General features: G+C 44.9%; 14 protein-coding genes. 13 read left to right on the forward strand and 1 reads right to left on the reverse strand.

The window, feature by feature from the left end:
- Positions 1 to 13: 13 nt before the first annotated feature.
- Together msrB and LZG72_RS16800 are read left to right on the forward strand one after the other, a co-directional pair.
- Positions 14 to 406 (forward strand): peptide-methionine (R)-S-oxide reductase MsrB, encoded by a 393-nt coding sequence (gene msrB / locus LZG72_RS16795; protein WP_255701048.1) that lies wholly within the window; start codon positions 14 to 16, stop codon positions 404 to 406.
- Between the two features lie 81 nt (positions 407 to 487).
- Positions 488 to 3,046, forward strand: a complete 2,559-nt coding sequence (locus LZG72_RS16800) for a penicillin-binding protein 1A (RefSeq protein WP_233875143.1) — start codon at positions 488 to 490, stop codon at positions 3,044 to 3,046.
- Between the two features lie 73 nt (positions 3,047 to 3,119).
- On the opposite strand, the gene LZG72_RS16805 is transcribed toward LZG72_RS16800, so the two are convergent.
- Positions 3,120 to 4,892, reverse strand: coding sequence for an ABC transporter ATP-binding protein (locus LZG72_RS16805; RefSeq protein ID WP_233875148.1), 1,773 nt, complete (start codon positions 4,890 to 4,892; stop codon positions 3,120 to 3,122).
- A gap of 150 nt (positions 4,893 to 5,042) precedes the next feature.
- Between LZG72_RS16805 and LZG72_RS16810 the strand changes: the two genes are divergently transcribed.
- From LZG72_RS16810 to LZG72_RS16860, 11 genes are all read left to right on the forward strand, one after another.
- Positions 5,043 to 5,966, forward strand: coding sequence for an AraC family transcriptional regulator (locus tag LZG72_RS16810; RefSeq protein WP_233875150.1), 924 nt, complete (start codon positions 5,043 to 5,045; stop codon positions 5,964 to 5,966).
- A 91-nt stretch (positions 5,967 to 6,057) separates the two neighbouring features.
- Positions 6,058 to 7,443 (forward strand): glycosyl hydrolase, encoded by a 1,386-nt coding sequence (locus LZG72_RS16815; RefSeq protein WP_233875151.1) that lies wholly within the window; start codon positions 6,058 to 6,060, stop codon positions 7,441 to 7,443.
- A 199-nt stretch (positions 7,444 to 7,642) separates the two neighbouring features.
- Entirely contained in the window at positions 7,643 to 8,467 is an 825-nt protein-coding gene (locus LZG72_RS16820) for a sugar phosphate isomerase/epimerase (RefSeq protein WP_233875153.1), read from the forward strand.
- A gap of 109 nt (positions 8,468 to 8,576) precedes the next feature.
- Complete coding sequence (locus LZG72_RS16825) at positions 8,577 to 9,722, forward strand: Gfo/Idh/MocA family protein (protein ID WP_233875156.1); 1,146 nt, start codon at positions 8,577 to 8,579, stop codon at positions 9,720 to 9,722.
- A 71-nt stretch (positions 9,723 to 9,793) separates the two neighbouring features.
- On the forward strand, positions 9,794 to 10,564 hold the full coding sequence (locus LZG72_RS16830) for a 3-ketoacyl-ACP reductase (RefSeq protein ID WP_233875160.1): 771 nt from the start codon (positions 9,794 to 9,796) through the stop codon (positions 10,562 to 10,564).
- A 119-nt stretch (positions 10,565 to 10,683) separates the two neighbouring features.
- A complete protein-coding gene (locus tag LZG72_RS16835; RefSeq protein ID WP_233875163.1) occupies positions 10,684 to 11,925 on the forward strand; it encodes an MFS transporter in 1,242 nt (413 codons plus the stop codon).
- Positions 11,926 to 12,209: 284 nt separating this feature from the next.
- Positions 12,210 to 12,587, forward strand: coding sequence for a hypothetical protein (locus LZG72_RS16840; RefSeq protein WP_233875167.1), 378 nt, complete (start codon positions 12,210 to 12,212; stop codon positions 12,585 to 12,587).
- 165 nt (positions 12,588 to 12,752) lie between these two features.
- Positions 12,753 to 13,091 carry a type II toxin-antitoxin system HigB family toxin gene (locus LZG72_RS16845; RefSeq protein ID WP_233875170.1) on the forward strand — a complete coding sequence of 113 codons (339 nt, stop codon included), beginning with the start codon at positions 12,753 to 12,755 and terminating at the stop codon, positions 13,089 to 13,091.
- The gene (locus tag LZG72_RS16850; protein ID WP_233875176.1) at positions 13,064 to 13,678 is read left to right on the forward strand and encodes a helix-turn-helix transcriptional regulator; all 615 of its coding nucleotides are present in this window, start codon (positions 13,064 to 13,066) and stop codon (positions 13,676 to 13,678) included. The genes LZG72_RS16845 and LZG72_RS16850 overlap by 28 nt, the downstream gene beginning before the upstream one ends.
- A 49-nt stretch (positions 13,679 to 13,727) precedes the next feature.
- Positions 13,728 to 14,840, forward strand: coding sequence for a Gfo/Idh/MocA family protein (locus LZG72_RS16855; protein ID WP_233875179.1), 1,113 nt, complete (start codon positions 13,728 to 13,730; stop codon positions 14,838 to 14,840).
- A gap of 13 nt (positions 14,841 to 14,853) precedes the next feature.
- A complete protein-coding gene (locus tag LZG72_RS16860) occupies positions 14,854 to 15,966 on the forward strand; it encodes a Gfo/Idh/MocA family protein (protein ID WP_233875183.1) in 1,113 nt (370 codons plus the stop codon).
- Positions 15,967 to 15,981: the final 15 nt, after the last annotated feature.

The following is a 15,981-nucleotide window of genomic DNA, read 5'->3' on the forward strand; positions in this document are numbered from 1 at the left end:
AAAACATATTAAAATGAGAGAGGTACAAAAATCCAAAGAAGAATGGCAACAGGAACTGACAGGCCAACAATGCTTTGTCCTTTTCGAAAAGGGAACGGAGCGGCCATTTTCTCATCCATATAATGACAATAAAGAAGAGGGAACTTACGTGTGCGCAGCCTGCGGAACTCCCCTGTTCAGCTCGGAAACAAAATACGAGTCAGGCTCCGGATGGCCCAGCTTCTTTCAGCCGATCAGCTCCGGGAATGTGGAAGAAATAACGGACAAAAGCCACGGAATGACGCGAACCGAAGTCGTTTGCAGGACCTGCGGCGGACACCTTGGTCACGTTTTCAACGACGGCCCGAAGCCGACCGGGCTGAGATATTGCATGAACGGCGCTGCATTGAAATTCGATAAAGCCTAGTAACACATTACCGAAAAGCCGGACATCAACAGATTTGTCCGGCTTTTCTTATCTTTGAATTCTTACGAACCTTGACGTTTGATGGAAGTTATCCGATCGTTTTTTACTAAAATAAAAGCCTTTTTCCAATTCATTGGGAGACAGCTGTCAACATTCATCAACCGCATTGCTTACACGCTAACTTCCTTATTTACCGGAAAAAAACGGGCCGATCATCTGTTCCAATCCTACCGAAATAACAAAAAATCACTTCGTGAGTGGTGGGAAGAAAAAATCGACGTCAATTCCAGATTTTACCGACCTATCATCATTCTCTGGAAAACAGCAATCTATGGTTTTCTGGCGATCGCCCTGTATATTTTTAGTGTTGAAACCAATTTTCTATGGTTAATGGGCAGCATGCCGAGCGTAGAAGATCTTCAAAATCCGAAAGTTGCGCAATCGTCTGAAATCTATACCTCAGACGGCGTCATGATCGGGAAATTTTATACAGAAAACCGTACGCCGGTTACTTATAAAATGATCTCCCCGAACCTTGTAAAAGCATTGATTGCGACCGAAGATGTTCGTTTCTATAAACATTCTGGGATTGATTACAAGGCCATGGCTAGCGTAGCAATAGGTATTGCTACCGGCGCAACCGATCGTGGAGGTGGCAGTACGATTACGCAACAGTTGGCTAAAAAGCTTTTTAAAACCAGAAAATCGGGTGCGCGCGGCTTGCTGAGCTATATTCCCGGGTTCAGTATTCTAATCTATAAAACCAAAGAATGGCTGACCGCCATCAAACTGGAAAGGAACTTCACGAAGGAGGAAATCCTTACCATGTACTTCAACACTGTTGATTATGGTAATAATACGTATGGGATCAATACAGCGGCGCAATCTTATTTCAGCAAATCGCCTGACAGTCTGAATCTTCAGGAATCCGCCGTACTCGTGGGTTTGCAAAAAGCAACTACAACCTATAATCCGATCCGCAACATAAAGCGTTCAACGGAACGGCGGAATGTGGTTATCGGGCAAATGCAGAAATACGGGTACTTGTCCGCGAAACAAGCGGATTCGATCAGCGCCCTGCCGATTGAATTGAAAACAAAATTCGAAACACCATACGATGGCAATGCCAACTACTTTAAAAATGCAGTGGTTGATTTTGTAAAAAAATGGGGCGATGAAAACGGTTATGACCTGTATACTGATGGTTTGAAAATATATACGACCATTGATTCGCGGATGCAGGAAAAAGCGGAAGAAGCTATGACCCAGAAGATGAAACAATTACAACGTGTGTTTGAAGATCACTGGCGTAATCAGAATCCCTGGGTAGATGAGCAGGGAAAAGAAATAACGGACTTCCTGCCGACGGTCGTAAAACGAACCAGCAAATACAGAGCACTGGCCAACAAATTCCCAAACAATCCCGATAGTATCAACTATTACCTGAACAAGAAGGATTCGATGACCGTCTACGACTGGAAGAATAGCGGGGAAATGACGAAGTACTGGAGTTCAATGGATTCGCTGGATTATTACAAAAGAATCCTGAGAGCGGGTATGATGGCGATGAACCCGCAAACCGGCCAGATTAAAGCCTGGGTGGGTGGTTTGGACTATAACTACTTCAAATACGATGCAGTAAAACAAGGTAAAAGACAGCCTGGATCCACATTTAAATCCTTCGTTTACACGACTGCCATTGACGATTCCACGTTCAATATGACTCCGTGCGACGAGGTTGTAGACAAGCCTTTTGAAAAAATATACATGGAAGACGGCGAGCAGAAAGAATGGCGACCGCGAAATGCAACCGGTACGTTTTCTTATGCAAGCATGACGCTGCGCCGGGCGTTGGCGCAGTCTATCAACTCGGTTACGGCTGAACTTACCGACCGCGTGGGTGCGGATAATGTAGCTCGTTATGCCAAGAAAATGGGCATTACCACACCACTCAAAGGCTTGCCTTCCATTGGATTAGGACCATTCGACGTATCTCTTTATGACATGGTTGCAGCATACAGCGTTTTCGTAAACAATGGCACTTATACTCAGCCCATACTCGTGACGAGGATCGAAGACAGTAACTCGAAGGTCATTGAAGAATTCCAACCGGAGCACAGACAGGCAATTCGTCCAGAATCGGCCTTCTTAATGGTGCAAATGCTTAAAGCCGGAGTGGAAGAACCTGGGGGAACATCCGGCAGCATTCGCTGGAAGTTTGACGTTACCCGAAACGGAAATGAGCTCGGCGGTAAAACAGGTACCACATCCAATAACTCCGACGGCTGGTTTATGTGCATCACGCGTGACCTCGTAGTGGGAGCTTGGGTAGGTGGCGACGACCGCAGTATCCACTTCCGGACAACCAACCTGGGCGAAGGCGCCAAAACCGCATTGCCGATTGTCGGCAGCTTTCTGGAGAAGGTTTATAGAGATAAAGCGATTGGCTACGAGCCCGGACCTTTTCCAAAAGCAAGCTTCAAAATCTCGAAAACATACAATTGCCCGACATTATATGCCCCAAGTTCAAGCGATTCGCTGGGGATTGATGGTGATAGTACACCTGTAAAAGGAAATGCGGAAGATGACTTCTTAATCGGCCCGCCACCGATCCCGCTGGATACCGGCAGACGGAATTGATAAAGACTTACCAGGTTTTAAAAACCTGGTAAGTCTCCGTTCGAAAACGGGGTCGCCCAGACGTGGTAAGCCTTTACAAACCAATCTTCAAAACTTCCTTATACTGCATGCGATACAGGTTCGCATAAACTCCTTCTTTTTCCAGCAATTTCTCGTGGTTTCCTTCCTCCACGATCTGTCCTTTATCAACGACAATAATCTTGTCGGCCTCCTGAATTGTTGAAAGGCGGTGCGCAATGACTATAGCTGTCCGCCCCTTCATTAAGGTTTCGATGGCGTGTTGGATCAGTTCTTCCGTTTCACTGTCAACCGACGAGGTTGCCTCATCCAGCACGATAATCTTTGGTTCGTGAACCATAGCCCGCACAAACGATATTAGTTGTCTTTGCCCAACCGAAAGCGTGGCGCCGCGCTCCATTACATTGTAACTGTATCCACCTGGCAGCCTTTCGATAAAATCATGTACACCCACAAGTTTCGCCGCTTCCACTATTTTTTCATGTGTGATAGAAAAATCACCGAGCCGGATGTTATTTTCAATGGTATCGGAAAACAGAAAAACATCCTGTAAAACAACACCAATGTGTTTCCGCAATGCATTCAGTTCGTAATCATGTACCTCTACGCCATCTACATAGATATTACCTTTATTGATGTCGTAAAACCGTGTCAACAAATTGATAATGGACGATTTACCAGCTCCGGTGGCACCTACGAATGCAATCGTCTCACCCTCTTTCACACTGAAATTAATGTCGCGCAACACGTACTCTTCCTCATTGTATGCGAACCAAACATGCTTGAATTCGACATTACCTTTAATCGTTTCGGGGGCAAATGTGCCTTCATTGGATGTATACTCGTCGCTGTCCAGCAATTTCAAAATCCGGTCGGTACTTACGATACCCATCTGCAGCGTATTGAAACGGTCGGCGAGCTGACGGATCGGCCTGAAAAATAAGTTGATAAACATCACAAATGCAGTAACGGTACCAAATGTCACATCCGCATTCAATATTTGTTTCGAACCATACCAGACCACTAATCCTGTTCCTGCTGCCGCAATTACATCCGCCACGGGGTAGTAGATCGAATAGTAAAGAATGGAACGAATATTTGCATTCCGGTGGACTTTATTGATTTCTTTAAATTTCTCATATTCAATATCTTCACTACTAAAAATCTGAACAATACCCATCCCGGTCAAATGCTCCTGAACAAAGGAATTCAGGTTTGAAACAGCAGCCCGTACCTCGTTAAATGAATCTTTGATTTTTTCCTTAAAAATATAAGTACAAAAAAGCATGAACGGGATCATCGACAAGCTAATGAGCGAGAGTTTCCAATCGGTATAAAACATCACCGCGATGATCAGGATCAGTTGCAGAATGTCCCCCGCAATTGCCGCCATACCGTCACTGAACACGTTGGATAGCGTTTCCACATCTGAAATAGTACGGGTTACCAAGCGTCCGATTGGTGTATTGTCAAAGAATTTCAGCCTCAACCCAATGATTTTTTCATAAAGTGCAACCCGTATATCGCGAATGATATACTGTCCAAGCCAGCCAGACATATAGGTATTCCAGAACTGCGCAACTCCCTGAAAAATAGTGACCACAATCATCACTACCAGCATAATCGTCAATTGCCCGAAGTCACCGTTCGCAATGGGTGTATCAATGGTATATTTGATCAAAAGTGGCGTCAGCGGGGCTAGTAACGCATTTAGCATGATGATCGCGATCAGCAGAAAAAACTGACTCTGATACGGTTTAACGAATGCATATAAACGTCTGAGTGTGGGGAGATCGAAAATCTGGCCGCTCTTGGTCTCTTGATTCACTTGCTGAGATTTAACTGAATTATTTTTGGGACTGCTTTCATCACCAACAATGTAAATTTAATAAATGTCACAGCCGGATTAAAAAAACTGGTAGGTTTCGCGGTTTTCTGGCTTTTTAAAAAGAGTAGTGAAAAGGAAAAAGAGTAGTTCATGATTTCCGTACCTGATGCAATTCCCATACATTCCCTGCCCAAAACACCGAGCAAGGTTCCGGCTTTAAAGATATTCCGCTTCAAAAACAGCATTGGAATTAATATCGAAGACCCTGTTTCTCTTCCGATTACACCGTTACCGACAGACACCCCGCACCGGCACACATATTATGAGATCCTGTTTGTTGAAGAAGGCCAGGGTTTTCACGAAATCGACTTTCATTCATATGCAGTTCAAGGACCGGGGCTACATTTTCTGACACCCGGGCAGGTCCATTTACTTACATTTTCGACATCTTTTCAAGGGTATATTGTTGCCTTTTCGGAGGATTTTTACACGTTCTATAACCCTGTCAATCAGCCACTCTCGCAGTTACCTTTTTTCCAGCCAGCCCGGAGACAACCCATTATTACACTTTCCGGCAACGAAAAACATTATTTTCATAACATCCTCGAAAACATGGTCGAGGACCATCTCAACACGGGAACGGATCAGAATTTGATTGGAGCTTACCTGGGATTATTGTTACAGAAATGCGCATTATTATCTCAAAAAAATATCGAATCCAATGAGTTTGCCTCAACAGGAGTACCGGAACTGATTGGTCGTTTTCAGGAGCTTGTAGAAAAGAACTTTCTGGTTATGCATGGCGTGCAGCAATATGCGCAGGCCCTTTCTGTCTCTCCGGACTATTTGAGCAAGATCATAAAAAAACATCTGGGAACTTCCGCGCAGGAATATATTCTCGACAAGTTGTTACTGGAAGCCAAAAGACTTTTGGTTTTCACAAATCTCACCAGCAAGGAAGTGGCATATCATATTCACATGGACGATCCCTCGTACTTCTCCCGGATTTTTAAAAAGAAAACCGGACTTACCCCCAATGAATACCGCGATCAAGTTCGGAAAAGTGCCATTTAATGACCAAAATGTACCTTGATCAGGTTGGTGTGCGGGAATATCTTTGTATTATCCAAAATTTAAATGGCTAAATAATACTATCTTATTCGTTATGCAAATTCGCAACGACTTAACCGCCGAATCATTACAGTCTAAAATTGACCGGCTCTGGCAAGTTTCAGCCGAAAAAATTGACCTGATTTCCAGAGAATACGACAATTCAAAAGGTACGCCGGTTTTTACCGTAAATGGAAAATACACGCTTCGTGGCTGGACTGAATGGACGCAAGGTTTCCAATATGGTGCCGAAGTTTTACAATTCGACGCCACCGGTGAAGAAGCATTTCTGGAAAGTGCGAGAAAAAATACCGTCAATTACATGGCTTCACATGTGGGCCATTTTGGTGTGCATGACCATGGTTTCAATAACGTGAGTACCTACGGGAATTTGCTCCGATTGATGAATGAAGGTCGCATTGCTGAAAACGAATGGGAACGCAACTTTTATGAAATCGCATTAAAAATATCCGGAGCAGTTCAGGCGAAACGCTGGACGAACGCCAAAGATGGTCAGGGTTTTATCCATTCATTTAATGGCCCGCATTCTCTTTTTGTGGATACGATCCGCTCGGTTCGTGCATTAATGGTTTCGCATTTGATGGGACATGGTTTAATGGGCGAAAACGATGTAAAAACAAGCCTGCTCGAACGCGGAACATTGCATTCGGTTGCAACTGCTAAATACTCAGTCTATTATGGCGAAGGTCGCGATAGCTACGATGTATGGGGACGCACGGCGCATGAAAGCGTTTTTAATACCAATGACGGAAATTACCGTTGCCCGAATTCACAGCAGGGTTTCTCAGGTTTCACAACCTGGACGCGCGGACTCGCCTGGGCAATGGTGGGTTTTGCGGAACAATTGGAAACATTACCCCATTTTTCAGACGAAGAATTAGCTCCGTTCGGTGGCCGCAACGCCATTGAAGAAATTTACCTGAAAGCCGCAAAAGCTACCTGCGATTTTTACATTGACAATACTGCCTCCGACGGAATTCCCTACTGGGATACAGGCGCGCCCGAAATCCATAAACTCGGCGATTACCAATCCAGAACTTCGGATCCCTTTAACGCATTTGAACCAATCGACAGCTCCGCAGCTGCAATCGGCGCGCAGGGTTTATTACGTCTTGGTAAGTATTTGAATGACAATGGCAAGAGTGAAGAAGGTAACAAATACTGGCAGGCCGGCTTAACCGCAGTGGATTCACTTTTTGCTGAACCTTATCTCTCAACTGACCCAACGCACCAGGGATTGATATTGCATTCGATCTATCACCGTCCAAACGGCTGGGATAACGTGCCTGGTGGTCAGCAAATTCCGTGCGGCGAATCCAGTATGTGGGGTGATTACCACGCGAGAGAAGTTGCCTTGTATCTCCACCGGATCAATAAGGGATTGCCTTATTATAGCTATTTAGGTGCGGTGAAGAAATGAGTGTTTTTAGTCATTATTAGTCATTAAGTCATTAAGTCATTATTAGTCATTATTAGTCATTAAGTCATTTGTTGTTTAAGATGAATCTGGAAGTTTATAATGATCATACTATAAATGACTTAATGACTATAAATGACCACAAGTGACCACAAATGACTACCACTGACCACAAATGACCATTCTCAAAATCTAATTGACATTGGAAAATATAACATTAGACCGTTGCTGCATTCATACCATTACCACGAAGCCCTGGGAGCTTTCCGAGGCGGTGGAGAATTATGCGGCGGCAGGTGTAAAGGGAATAAGTGTCTGGCAGAATGCTACTGAAAAGATCGGCCCTCATCGCGCCGGAGAACTGATCCGGTCTGCCGGGCTTGAAATTGTCTCATACGTACGAGGCGGCTTTTTCCCGCATACCAGCAGTGCCGGCCGGGCGCAGGCGATCGATCATAACAAGAAGCTACTCGAAGAAGCCGCAGCTTTGGGTGCTCCCATGATCGTCCTGGTTTGCGGGGCTTCACCGGATCAATCCATGGAAAAATCCCGGGAACAGATTAAAGAAGGCATTACAGCCATTCTTCCTTTGGCCGAAAAATTAAATGTAAAGCTCGCGATCGAACCTTTGCACCCAATGTATGCTGCCGACAGGTCAGCAATTAATACACTGGCACAGGCAAATGATATGGCTGAGCATTTCAAATCTCCATTCGTGGGCGTGGCGGTAGATGTTTATCATTTGTGGTGGGATGGTGATCTGGAAAAAGAAATCGCAAGGTGCGGGGCGAATAGCAATCTGCTGGCCTACCATGTTTGCGACTGGAAAGTAAATACCATCGACCTGCTGAATGACCGCGGATTAATGGGAGAAGGATGCATTGATTTGAAGAAAATCAGAGGCTGGGTCGAAGCGACGGGTTTTAATGGCTTTTGTGAAGTCGAGATTTTTTCAAATATCCATTGGGCAAAAGATCAGAATTTGTTTCTGGGGGAGATTACAGAGGCTTTTTTGAGGACCGTATAATGTACCAACCGGCCGGAGGCCTGAGAATAATCGTCAAGAAGCGCAGCTTCATGACAACTACTTAAAAATTAAACTAACCGCTAACCGCTAAAAGCTAACAGCTAAAACAATGACAACACATACCATCGGTATTATTATGAACGGCGTAACCGGCCGTATGGGAACGAACCAGCATTTATTGAGATCCATCGCGGCCATCATCACGCAAGGCGGTGTAAAAATTTCGGCCGACGAAATCATAATGCCTGATCCCATTCTGGTAGGTCGCAATGAAAGCAAGTTGCAACAGCTTTGTAAACAGTCTGGTGTTGAAAAATATACAACCGACCTGGACTCTGTGATGTCGGACCCGCATTACCAGATCTATTTTGATGCACAGGTGACGGGTCGCCGTGCCGCCGCTGTGAAAAAAGCGATCCTCGCCGGAAAACACATTTATTGTGAAAAACCAACGGGTACTACTACCGAGGAAGCATTGGAACTTTATGAACTGGCCACTGCTGCCGGACTGAAGAACGGTGTGGTTCAAGACAAACTCTGGCTGCCGGGAATGCTGAAATTAAAGCGTTTAATGGAAAATGGCTTTTTCGGAAAAATCCTTTCTGTTCGTGGAGAATTTGGTTACTGGGTGTTTGAAGGTCATAGCATTCCAGCGCAGCGTCCGTCATGGAATTACAGAAAAGAAGACGACGGTGGTATTATCGTGGATATGCTTTGCCACTGGAGATATGTGCTCGACAATTTGTTTGGAAAAGTAAAAGCGGTTTCCTGCCTGGGTGCCACGCACATTCCGGAGCGGATCGATGAAAATGGCAAACCTTATGTAGCAACTGCCGACGACGCTTGTTACGCGACATTTGAGCTGGAAGGTGATGTGATCGCACAGTTCAACTCTTCCTGGACGGTTCGTGTCCGCCGCGATGATTTGCTTACATTGCAAGTGGATGGTACCCATGGTTCTGCAGTTGCCGGACTTCGCGATTGCTACACGCAGCATTACGGAAATACACCGAAGCCAGTCTGGAACCCGGATATTCCACAACCAATTCCATTTTTTGAAGGTTGGGCAAAGGTACCTGAGCAGGAGATTTTCGACAATGCATTCAAAGCGCAGTGGGAATTATTCCTGAAACACATTGTAAAAGACGAGCCATTTCCATGGGATTTGAAGGCAGGTGCAAGAGGTGTTCAATTGGCTGAAAAAGGAATTGAAAGCTGGGAAAAAAGACAATGGGTTAATATTGAGGAGTTGTAAATAGCAGAAAGACTTCCCAGGTCTAGGCGCCCCCGTCTTAAAGACTTAGGAAGTCTTTGTCCATCCGAATTATGAAAAAAACAGCGTTAATTACAGGCGGAAGCCGCGGTATCGGTTTTGGAATAGCAAAAGCATTAGCAAACGAAGGGTATAATCTCGCGATCAACGGAGTGCGTGACGAAGAAGGCGCTACGGAAGCCCTGAACGAACTTCGGGAACTGGGCACAGAAGTCGTTTATTGTCAGGGCAGCATTGCTAATGCGGCTGATCGAGAAGCAATTGTCGAAAAGGCATATTCAGTTTTTGGACAAATCAATATTTTGGTCAATAATGCAGGAATTGCTCCCCGGGAAAGGCTGGATATTTTGGAAACAACCCCGGAAAATTTTCAGGAAGTAATGCAAACTAACCTGGAAGGACCATTTTTCCTGACGCAGGCCATTGCAAAAAGAATGGCTCATGCAAAGCAAAATAACCATGCATTCGAGGCCACCATCATTTTTGTCACCTCCATTTCGGCAACGGTCGCATCCATAAACCGGGGTGAATATTGCATTTCAAAATCAGGTCTGGCTATGACCAACCTGCTTTTTGCTGTACGTATGGCGGAATTCAATATCCCAGTTTTCGAGATTCGTCCCGGTATTATTGCAACGGATATGACTTCCAAAGTACAGGAGAAATACGATAACCTTTTCCAAAGCGGAATCGCATTACAACCTCGCTGGGGTACACCCGAAGACGTTGGAAAAGCAGTAGCATCACTCACAAGAGGTGACTTCCCCTACTCCACCGGCCAGGTGATCGGCGTGGATGGCGGGATGTTGATTGATAGATTGTAATTGAGCTGTTGGCCGTTAGCGATTAGCTGTTAGCTTTTTAAAATGCTTAATCGAGATTTAGAAATTTTGTCAAACGAAGCTAAAGGCTAACCGCTAATAGCTAAAAGCATCAAACAGAAATGTCCCTAAACCCTACTACCCGCCCTTCCTTACTCCCACAATTAATGCAGGTACCCGTTATCGTAGCTGCATTGGGTTATCTGGTCGACATGTACGACCTCTTTTTGTTTAGTGTTGTTCGCGTTCCAAGTTTAAAAGCGCTGAATGTTCCGGAGGACCAATTACTGACTGAAGGAATCCGACTGCTGAACTATCAAATGGCAGGAATGCTGATTGGTGGTGTTTTGTGGGGGGTTATTGCGGATAAAAAAGGACGGCTCTCTGTTCTTTTTGGCTCCATCATTATGTATTCCCTTGCCAATATCGGAAACGGATTCGTGCAGTCGCTGGATCAATATGCGTTGCTTCGGTTTGTGGCAGGAGTTGGTCTGGCTGGTGAACTTGGTGCCGGAATTACATTGGTAACCGAGGTTCTTCCCAAAGAAATACGTGGCTACGGTACCACGTTGGTGGCGACATTGGGCGTGCTCGGTGCAATTCTCGCCTATTTTGTAGCCGATCTGTTTGCATGGAGAATCTCCTATTTTGTTGGTGGTGGAATGGGCTTGCTACTGCTGGTTTTGAGATTCAACGTTTTCGAATCCGGTATGTTCAAGCAGGTGAAAGAAAGAACGGTCGACCGTGGGAATGTCATGATGATCCTGACGAATGGAAAACGTTTTGGAAAATACATGATGGCGATTCTGGTTGGGTTGCCTATCTGGTTTGTAGTCGGTATCCTGATCACGTTCTCACCTGAATTTGGCGCAGCAAAAGGAATTGAGGGAATTAATGCAGGTAAGGCGGTGATGCTCGCATTCTCCGGACAAGTGTTTGGTGATATTTTCAGTGGATTGTTGAGTCAGTATCTTAAAAGCAGAAAGCGCGTGATCGGGTTGTTTATCATCCTTTCATTGGCCATGATGATCGGTTATCTGATGATCCCGACGCTCGATTTATTTACCTTCTACTTAATGTGTGCATTACTTGGTTTCTGCAACGGTTACTGGACATTATTCATCACAATTGCCGCGGAGCTTTTCGGAACCAACCTGCGTGCTACTGTCGCCACCACTGTTCCGAATTTTGTACGTGGAGCGACCATTCCACTGGCCGCATTGTTTGTGAATTTTAAACCAGACCTGGGCGTGATCCAAAGCGGGCTCGTAATTGGAGTTGCTACAAGTGCGGTTGCGCTTCTTGCACTTTATTTTCTGGAAGAAACTTTCACCAAGGACATGAATTATGTGGAGAAAGAATAGTTCCTTTTAAAGATATACTAATTGTAAAAACGGCTCCTGCAAAACAGTGAGCCGTTTTTTTTAACACTTGTTAACATTTATGTAAGCAACATCCTTCCGGTTTACCTCATCATTGAGTCAAAATTCACAAACCGTTTAATTGCTCATGAAAGATATCAACCATTCATTTACTTAAATCTCCCATTCCTGTACTTTGTAATACATAGTACCGGCATTTCTGTCACCTTTGTCATGTCCTCAGAGACAAAAAGAAAATAAACAACAGCCATAAAAATAAAATAGCCATGAAAACTTCAATTAAAACTTTCGCATTCGCATTAGCATTTATCGCCTCTACTTTCGCTGCCAACGCAGAAGACAAAGAAGCTAAAGCTTCCAAATTTGGAACTGGCATCTACCCAACAAAAAGTGGTAAAATCAATGTTCTGGTTAACAAGGCCGACGCTGATAACAACACCGTTCTATTATTGAAAAACGCAAACGGAGACGTTGTATACCGCGAAACAATCAGCAAAGACAACCAAAAATTCGGTCGCTCTTTGAACATGGACCAAATGGAGGCCGGTCAATATAAATTGGATGTGATCAGCGGAAGCGAGATCCAAACCAAATCGTTCCAGGTTTCGGAACAAAAAACAGAAAGAGTTTTGACTGTGAAATAGTCACTTTTAAGGTTCAAGCAAAGCTCCCGGGGTACGCCTCGGGAGTTTTTTGTTTTTTGTTGACTTGATACCGTTACCAACTGCAATAGTCTACGTCAAAAGATTGAGGTGAAAATCTTAAAGTTCTGTTTAAAGTAGAACTTTTTATTTAAATTTAACCCGACGATGCGACTAGAAGGAAAAAAGTGGCTCTATCAATTGAAAAAGAAAAATCTTGGCAACGTCAAACTATGTAGAGCAATCGATCGACTGATAGCTGATCTTGAAAACGCGGACATCAGTTCGTCAGCAGACATTAAACTTATACGGAAAGATGCTGAAAAAGTGCACAATGCCGGTTTCTATTTTCTAGACATTCTTGTTCATAGGACGCTGATACTAGTTACCGTCGAGAATGGTCAGATTGAAATTGTCTGGGCCGGAAGTCACCAAGAGTATGAAAAAACCTTCAAAAACAACAAAAACAGTGTTGAGAAATGGCTAAGAAACAAGCATTTGCTTTAACAGCATACGATGCCAGGGAAATAATAAAAACGGGCGAGCTAACCTCGGAGCTCGAAATGGAAAGGGCAGTACGCGCCAAAAGATTGTTACGCTTAATGAATAATGACCAACCTGGGCTCGAACCGTTAATCATGGCACTGAGCGATTTAATTGTCGACTACGAATCCAAGCATTGGTCTAACGTAAATTTGATTACAGACGATCAAATGAGCGAAAGCGTTTTGGCAGAAAAGCAGGTTGACAAAGAAGGTTCATTTTTTAGAAAAAGGAAAGAGCTAATTACCCAAAAGTTAAAGCAACACGCACTTAATCAGAACGATCTCTCAGCGATTTTATCACATAGTAAGTCGTATACATCCGAGCTTTTGAATGGGGTGCGAACTTTTTCCTTGAGCGACCTAATAATTATTCATAAGTTATTCGACATAAGTCTTGAAAATTTGATTCTCACGGAAATACCTGTGGAAATTAAGAAGAAATTCAATGAAGCGAAGAAAGAGTCCGCGAGGCGGAAAACAAAGAATTCTTCAAAAGTAAGGAGCGGCAAAGTGGCTGTGGCGCAGAGTTTGGTTACAATAAGGAGATAACCCTTTCAATACCCTTTTTCAGTTGTTCCCAACACTTTAACAACTGACGATGAATTCCCGCCGTGACTTTCTACAAACGCTCTCACTAGGAATAGGAGCCGCCACGCTCACTGACCTGACCCCTGCCATAGCTGGTCCTGTACATTCAAATACACCCGCCGACAAGCAACTGCGTGTCGCATTAATGGGCCTCGGCGGTTATGCAAATATTGTTGCGCGGGGAATGAAAGAATGCAAAACAGCGAAACTAGTGGGAATTGTAACGGGTACTCCCTCAAAGATCCCGGAATGGAAGGAGAAGTACGGAATTGAGGATAAGAATATTTACAACTACGAAAATCTTCACGAGATCAAGGATAATCCAGACATTGATCTGGTGTACGTGATTACTCCTAACTCGCTGCATCACAAGCATGTACTGCAAGTTGCAGCCGCTGGAAAACATGTGATTTCTGAAAAACCGGTAGCCGATAATGCAAAACAAGCCAGAGAAATGATTGCAGCTTGTGAAAAGGCGGGCGTTAAATTTTACATTGGTTATCGTCTGCATTTTGAGCCGCATACACGTGAATTGATCCGGATGCGGGAAGCCGGGGAATTTGGCAAGATTATGCACGTCAATAATTATATGGGTTTCAAATCCGGCGATCCGAATCAATGGAGGCTAAAAAAAGCATTGGCTGGCGGAGGCGCGATGATGGATGTGGGTGTGTATGCATTGAACGGAGCGCGTTATTGCACGGGCGAAGAGCCGATTTGGGTGACGGCGCAGGAATCCAAAACCGACCCTGTGAAATTCAAAGATGTGGACGAAACGATTACATTTCAATTGGGTTTTCCTAGCGGTATCATTGCTAACTGCGGCTGTACATACAATTTCAATCATTCTGAAAGGCTGCATGTGATGGGCGATAAAGGCTGGACGGAGTTGAATCCTGCATTTGGCTACGGACCAATCCGTGGTACAACACATAAAGGCCCGATTGAACAGCCGGACGTAAATCACCAGGCCTACCAAATGGACGGGATCGCCGACGCTATTTTAAATGGCAAGCCTGATCCGAATGTGACTGGCGCAGAAGGATTGAAAGATATGATCGTGGTAGATGCTGTTTATGAATCGATCAAGAATAATGGAGCAAAAATATTTATCAACAAATAATCACTCAATTACTATGGATTCTCGTCGTGATTTTCTTCAAAAACTAACCCTGGGAATTGGTGCAACTGCCCTTTCCGATTTGCCAGCAACTGCCCGAAATCTCTATTCCGGACCAAAAGCGGACAAGCAACTGCGCGTTGCGATTATGGGACTTGGCAGCTACGGTACCCGCGTTGCCGAAGCAATGAAAGATTGCAAAATGGCTACACTCGTCGGAGCGGTTTCCGGGACACCCGCCAAGCTGGAAGGTTGGAAAAAGAAATACAACATTCCTGAAAAGAACACTTACAACTACGAGACGGTCAGCAAGATCAAGGATAACCAGGATATTGATTTGGTTTACATTACCACGCCTAACTCACTGCATCACAAGCATGTGCTGCAAATTGCGGCGGCTGGCAAACATGTACTTTGTGAAAAACCAGTTGCCGACAATGCGAAGCAAACGCGTGAAATGATTGCAGCTTGTGAAAAAGCCGGGGTGAAGTTTTACATTGGTTACCGCATGCATTTTGAGCCGCATACCCGCGAGCTGATCCGTATGCGCGAGGCTGGCGAGCTGGGTAAGATCATGCACGTGAACAATTATATGGGTTTCAAATCCGGCGATCCCAACCAGTGGAGACTGAAAAAGGCATTGGCCGGCGGCGGCGCGATGATGGACGTGGGCATTTATGCATTGAACGGTGCGCGGTATGCGACAGGGGAAGAGCCGATTTGGGTGACAGCGCAGGAAACCAAAACCGATCCGGTGAAATTCAAGGAAGTGGACGAAACGATCATGTTCCAGCTTGGCTTTCCAAGCGGCGTGGTGGCGAGCTGCGGCACGACTTATAATTTTAATAACTACGAAAGATTGTATGTGATCGGAGAAAAAGGTTTCGTGGAACTCAGCCCCGCATTCAGCTACGGCCCGATCAAAGGCCGGACGCACCTTGGCCCGATGAACCAACCGGTGATCACGCACCAAACCCTGCAAATGGACGGAATTGCCGACATTATCCTTAACAACAAGCCCGAACCAAATGTAACCGGAGCCGAAGGATTGAAGGATATGATCGTCGTCGACGCCGTTTACGAATCCATCCGCAAAGGCGGCGCGAAGATTATGTTGGCAGGCAAATAGCAATTTACACCGCAA

The organism is Dyadobacter sp. CY323 (genome assembly GCF_021390245.1).
Classification (GTDB): Bacteria; Bacteroidota; Bacteroidia; order Cytophagales; family Spirosomataceae; genus Dyadobacter.

Excerpts from the sequence above, each read along its gene's own strand:
- msrB (WP_255701048.1), top strand. The coding sequence starts at position 14 with ATGAGAGAGGTACAAAAATCCAAAGAAGAATGGCAACAGGAACTGACA.
- LZG72_RS16800 (WP_233875143.1), top strand. The coding sequence starts at position 488 with ATGGAAGTTATCCGATCGTTTTTTACTAAAATAAAAGCCTTTTTCCAA.
- LZG72_RS16810 (WP_233875150.1), top strand. The coding sequence starts at position 5,043 with ATGATTTCCGTACCTGATGCAATTCCCATACATTCCCTGCCCAAAACA.
- LZG72_RS16815 (WP_233875151.1), top strand. The coding sequence starts at position 6,058 with ATGCAAATTCGCAACGACTTAACCGCCGAATCATTACAGTCTAAAATT.
- LZG72_RS16825 (WP_233875156.1), top strand. The coding sequence starts at position 8,577 with ATGACAACACATACCATCGGTATTATTATGAACGGCGTAACCGGCCGT.
- LZG72_RS16830 (WP_233875160.1), top strand. The coding sequence starts at position 9,794 with ATGAAAAAAACAGCGTTAATTACAGGCGGAAGCCGCGGTATCGGTTTT.
- LZG72_RS16835 (WP_233875163.1), top strand. The coding sequence starts at position 10,684 with ATGTCCCTAAACCCTACTACCCGCCCTTCCTTACTCCCACAATTAATG.
- LZG72_RS16840 (WP_233875167.1), top strand. The coding sequence starts at position 12,210 with ATGAAAACTTCAATTAAAACTTTCGCATTCGCATTAGCATTTATCGCC.
- LZG72_RS16845 (WP_233875170.1), top strand. The coding sequence starts at position 12,753 with ATGCGACTAGAAGGAAAAAAGTGGCTCTATCAATTGAAAAAGAAAAAT.
- LZG72_RS16850 (WP_233875176.1), top strand. The coding sequence starts at position 13,064 with ATGGCTAAGAAACAAGCATTTGCTTTAACAGCATACGATGCCAGGGAA.
- LZG72_RS16855 (WP_233875179.1), top strand. The coding sequence starts at position 13,728 with ATGAATTCCCGCCGTGACTTTCTACAAACGCTCTCACTAGGAATAGGA.
- LZG72_RS16860 (WP_233875183.1), top strand. The coding sequence starts at position 14,854 with ATGGATTCTCGTCGTGATTTTCTTCAAAAACTAACCCTGGGAATTGGT.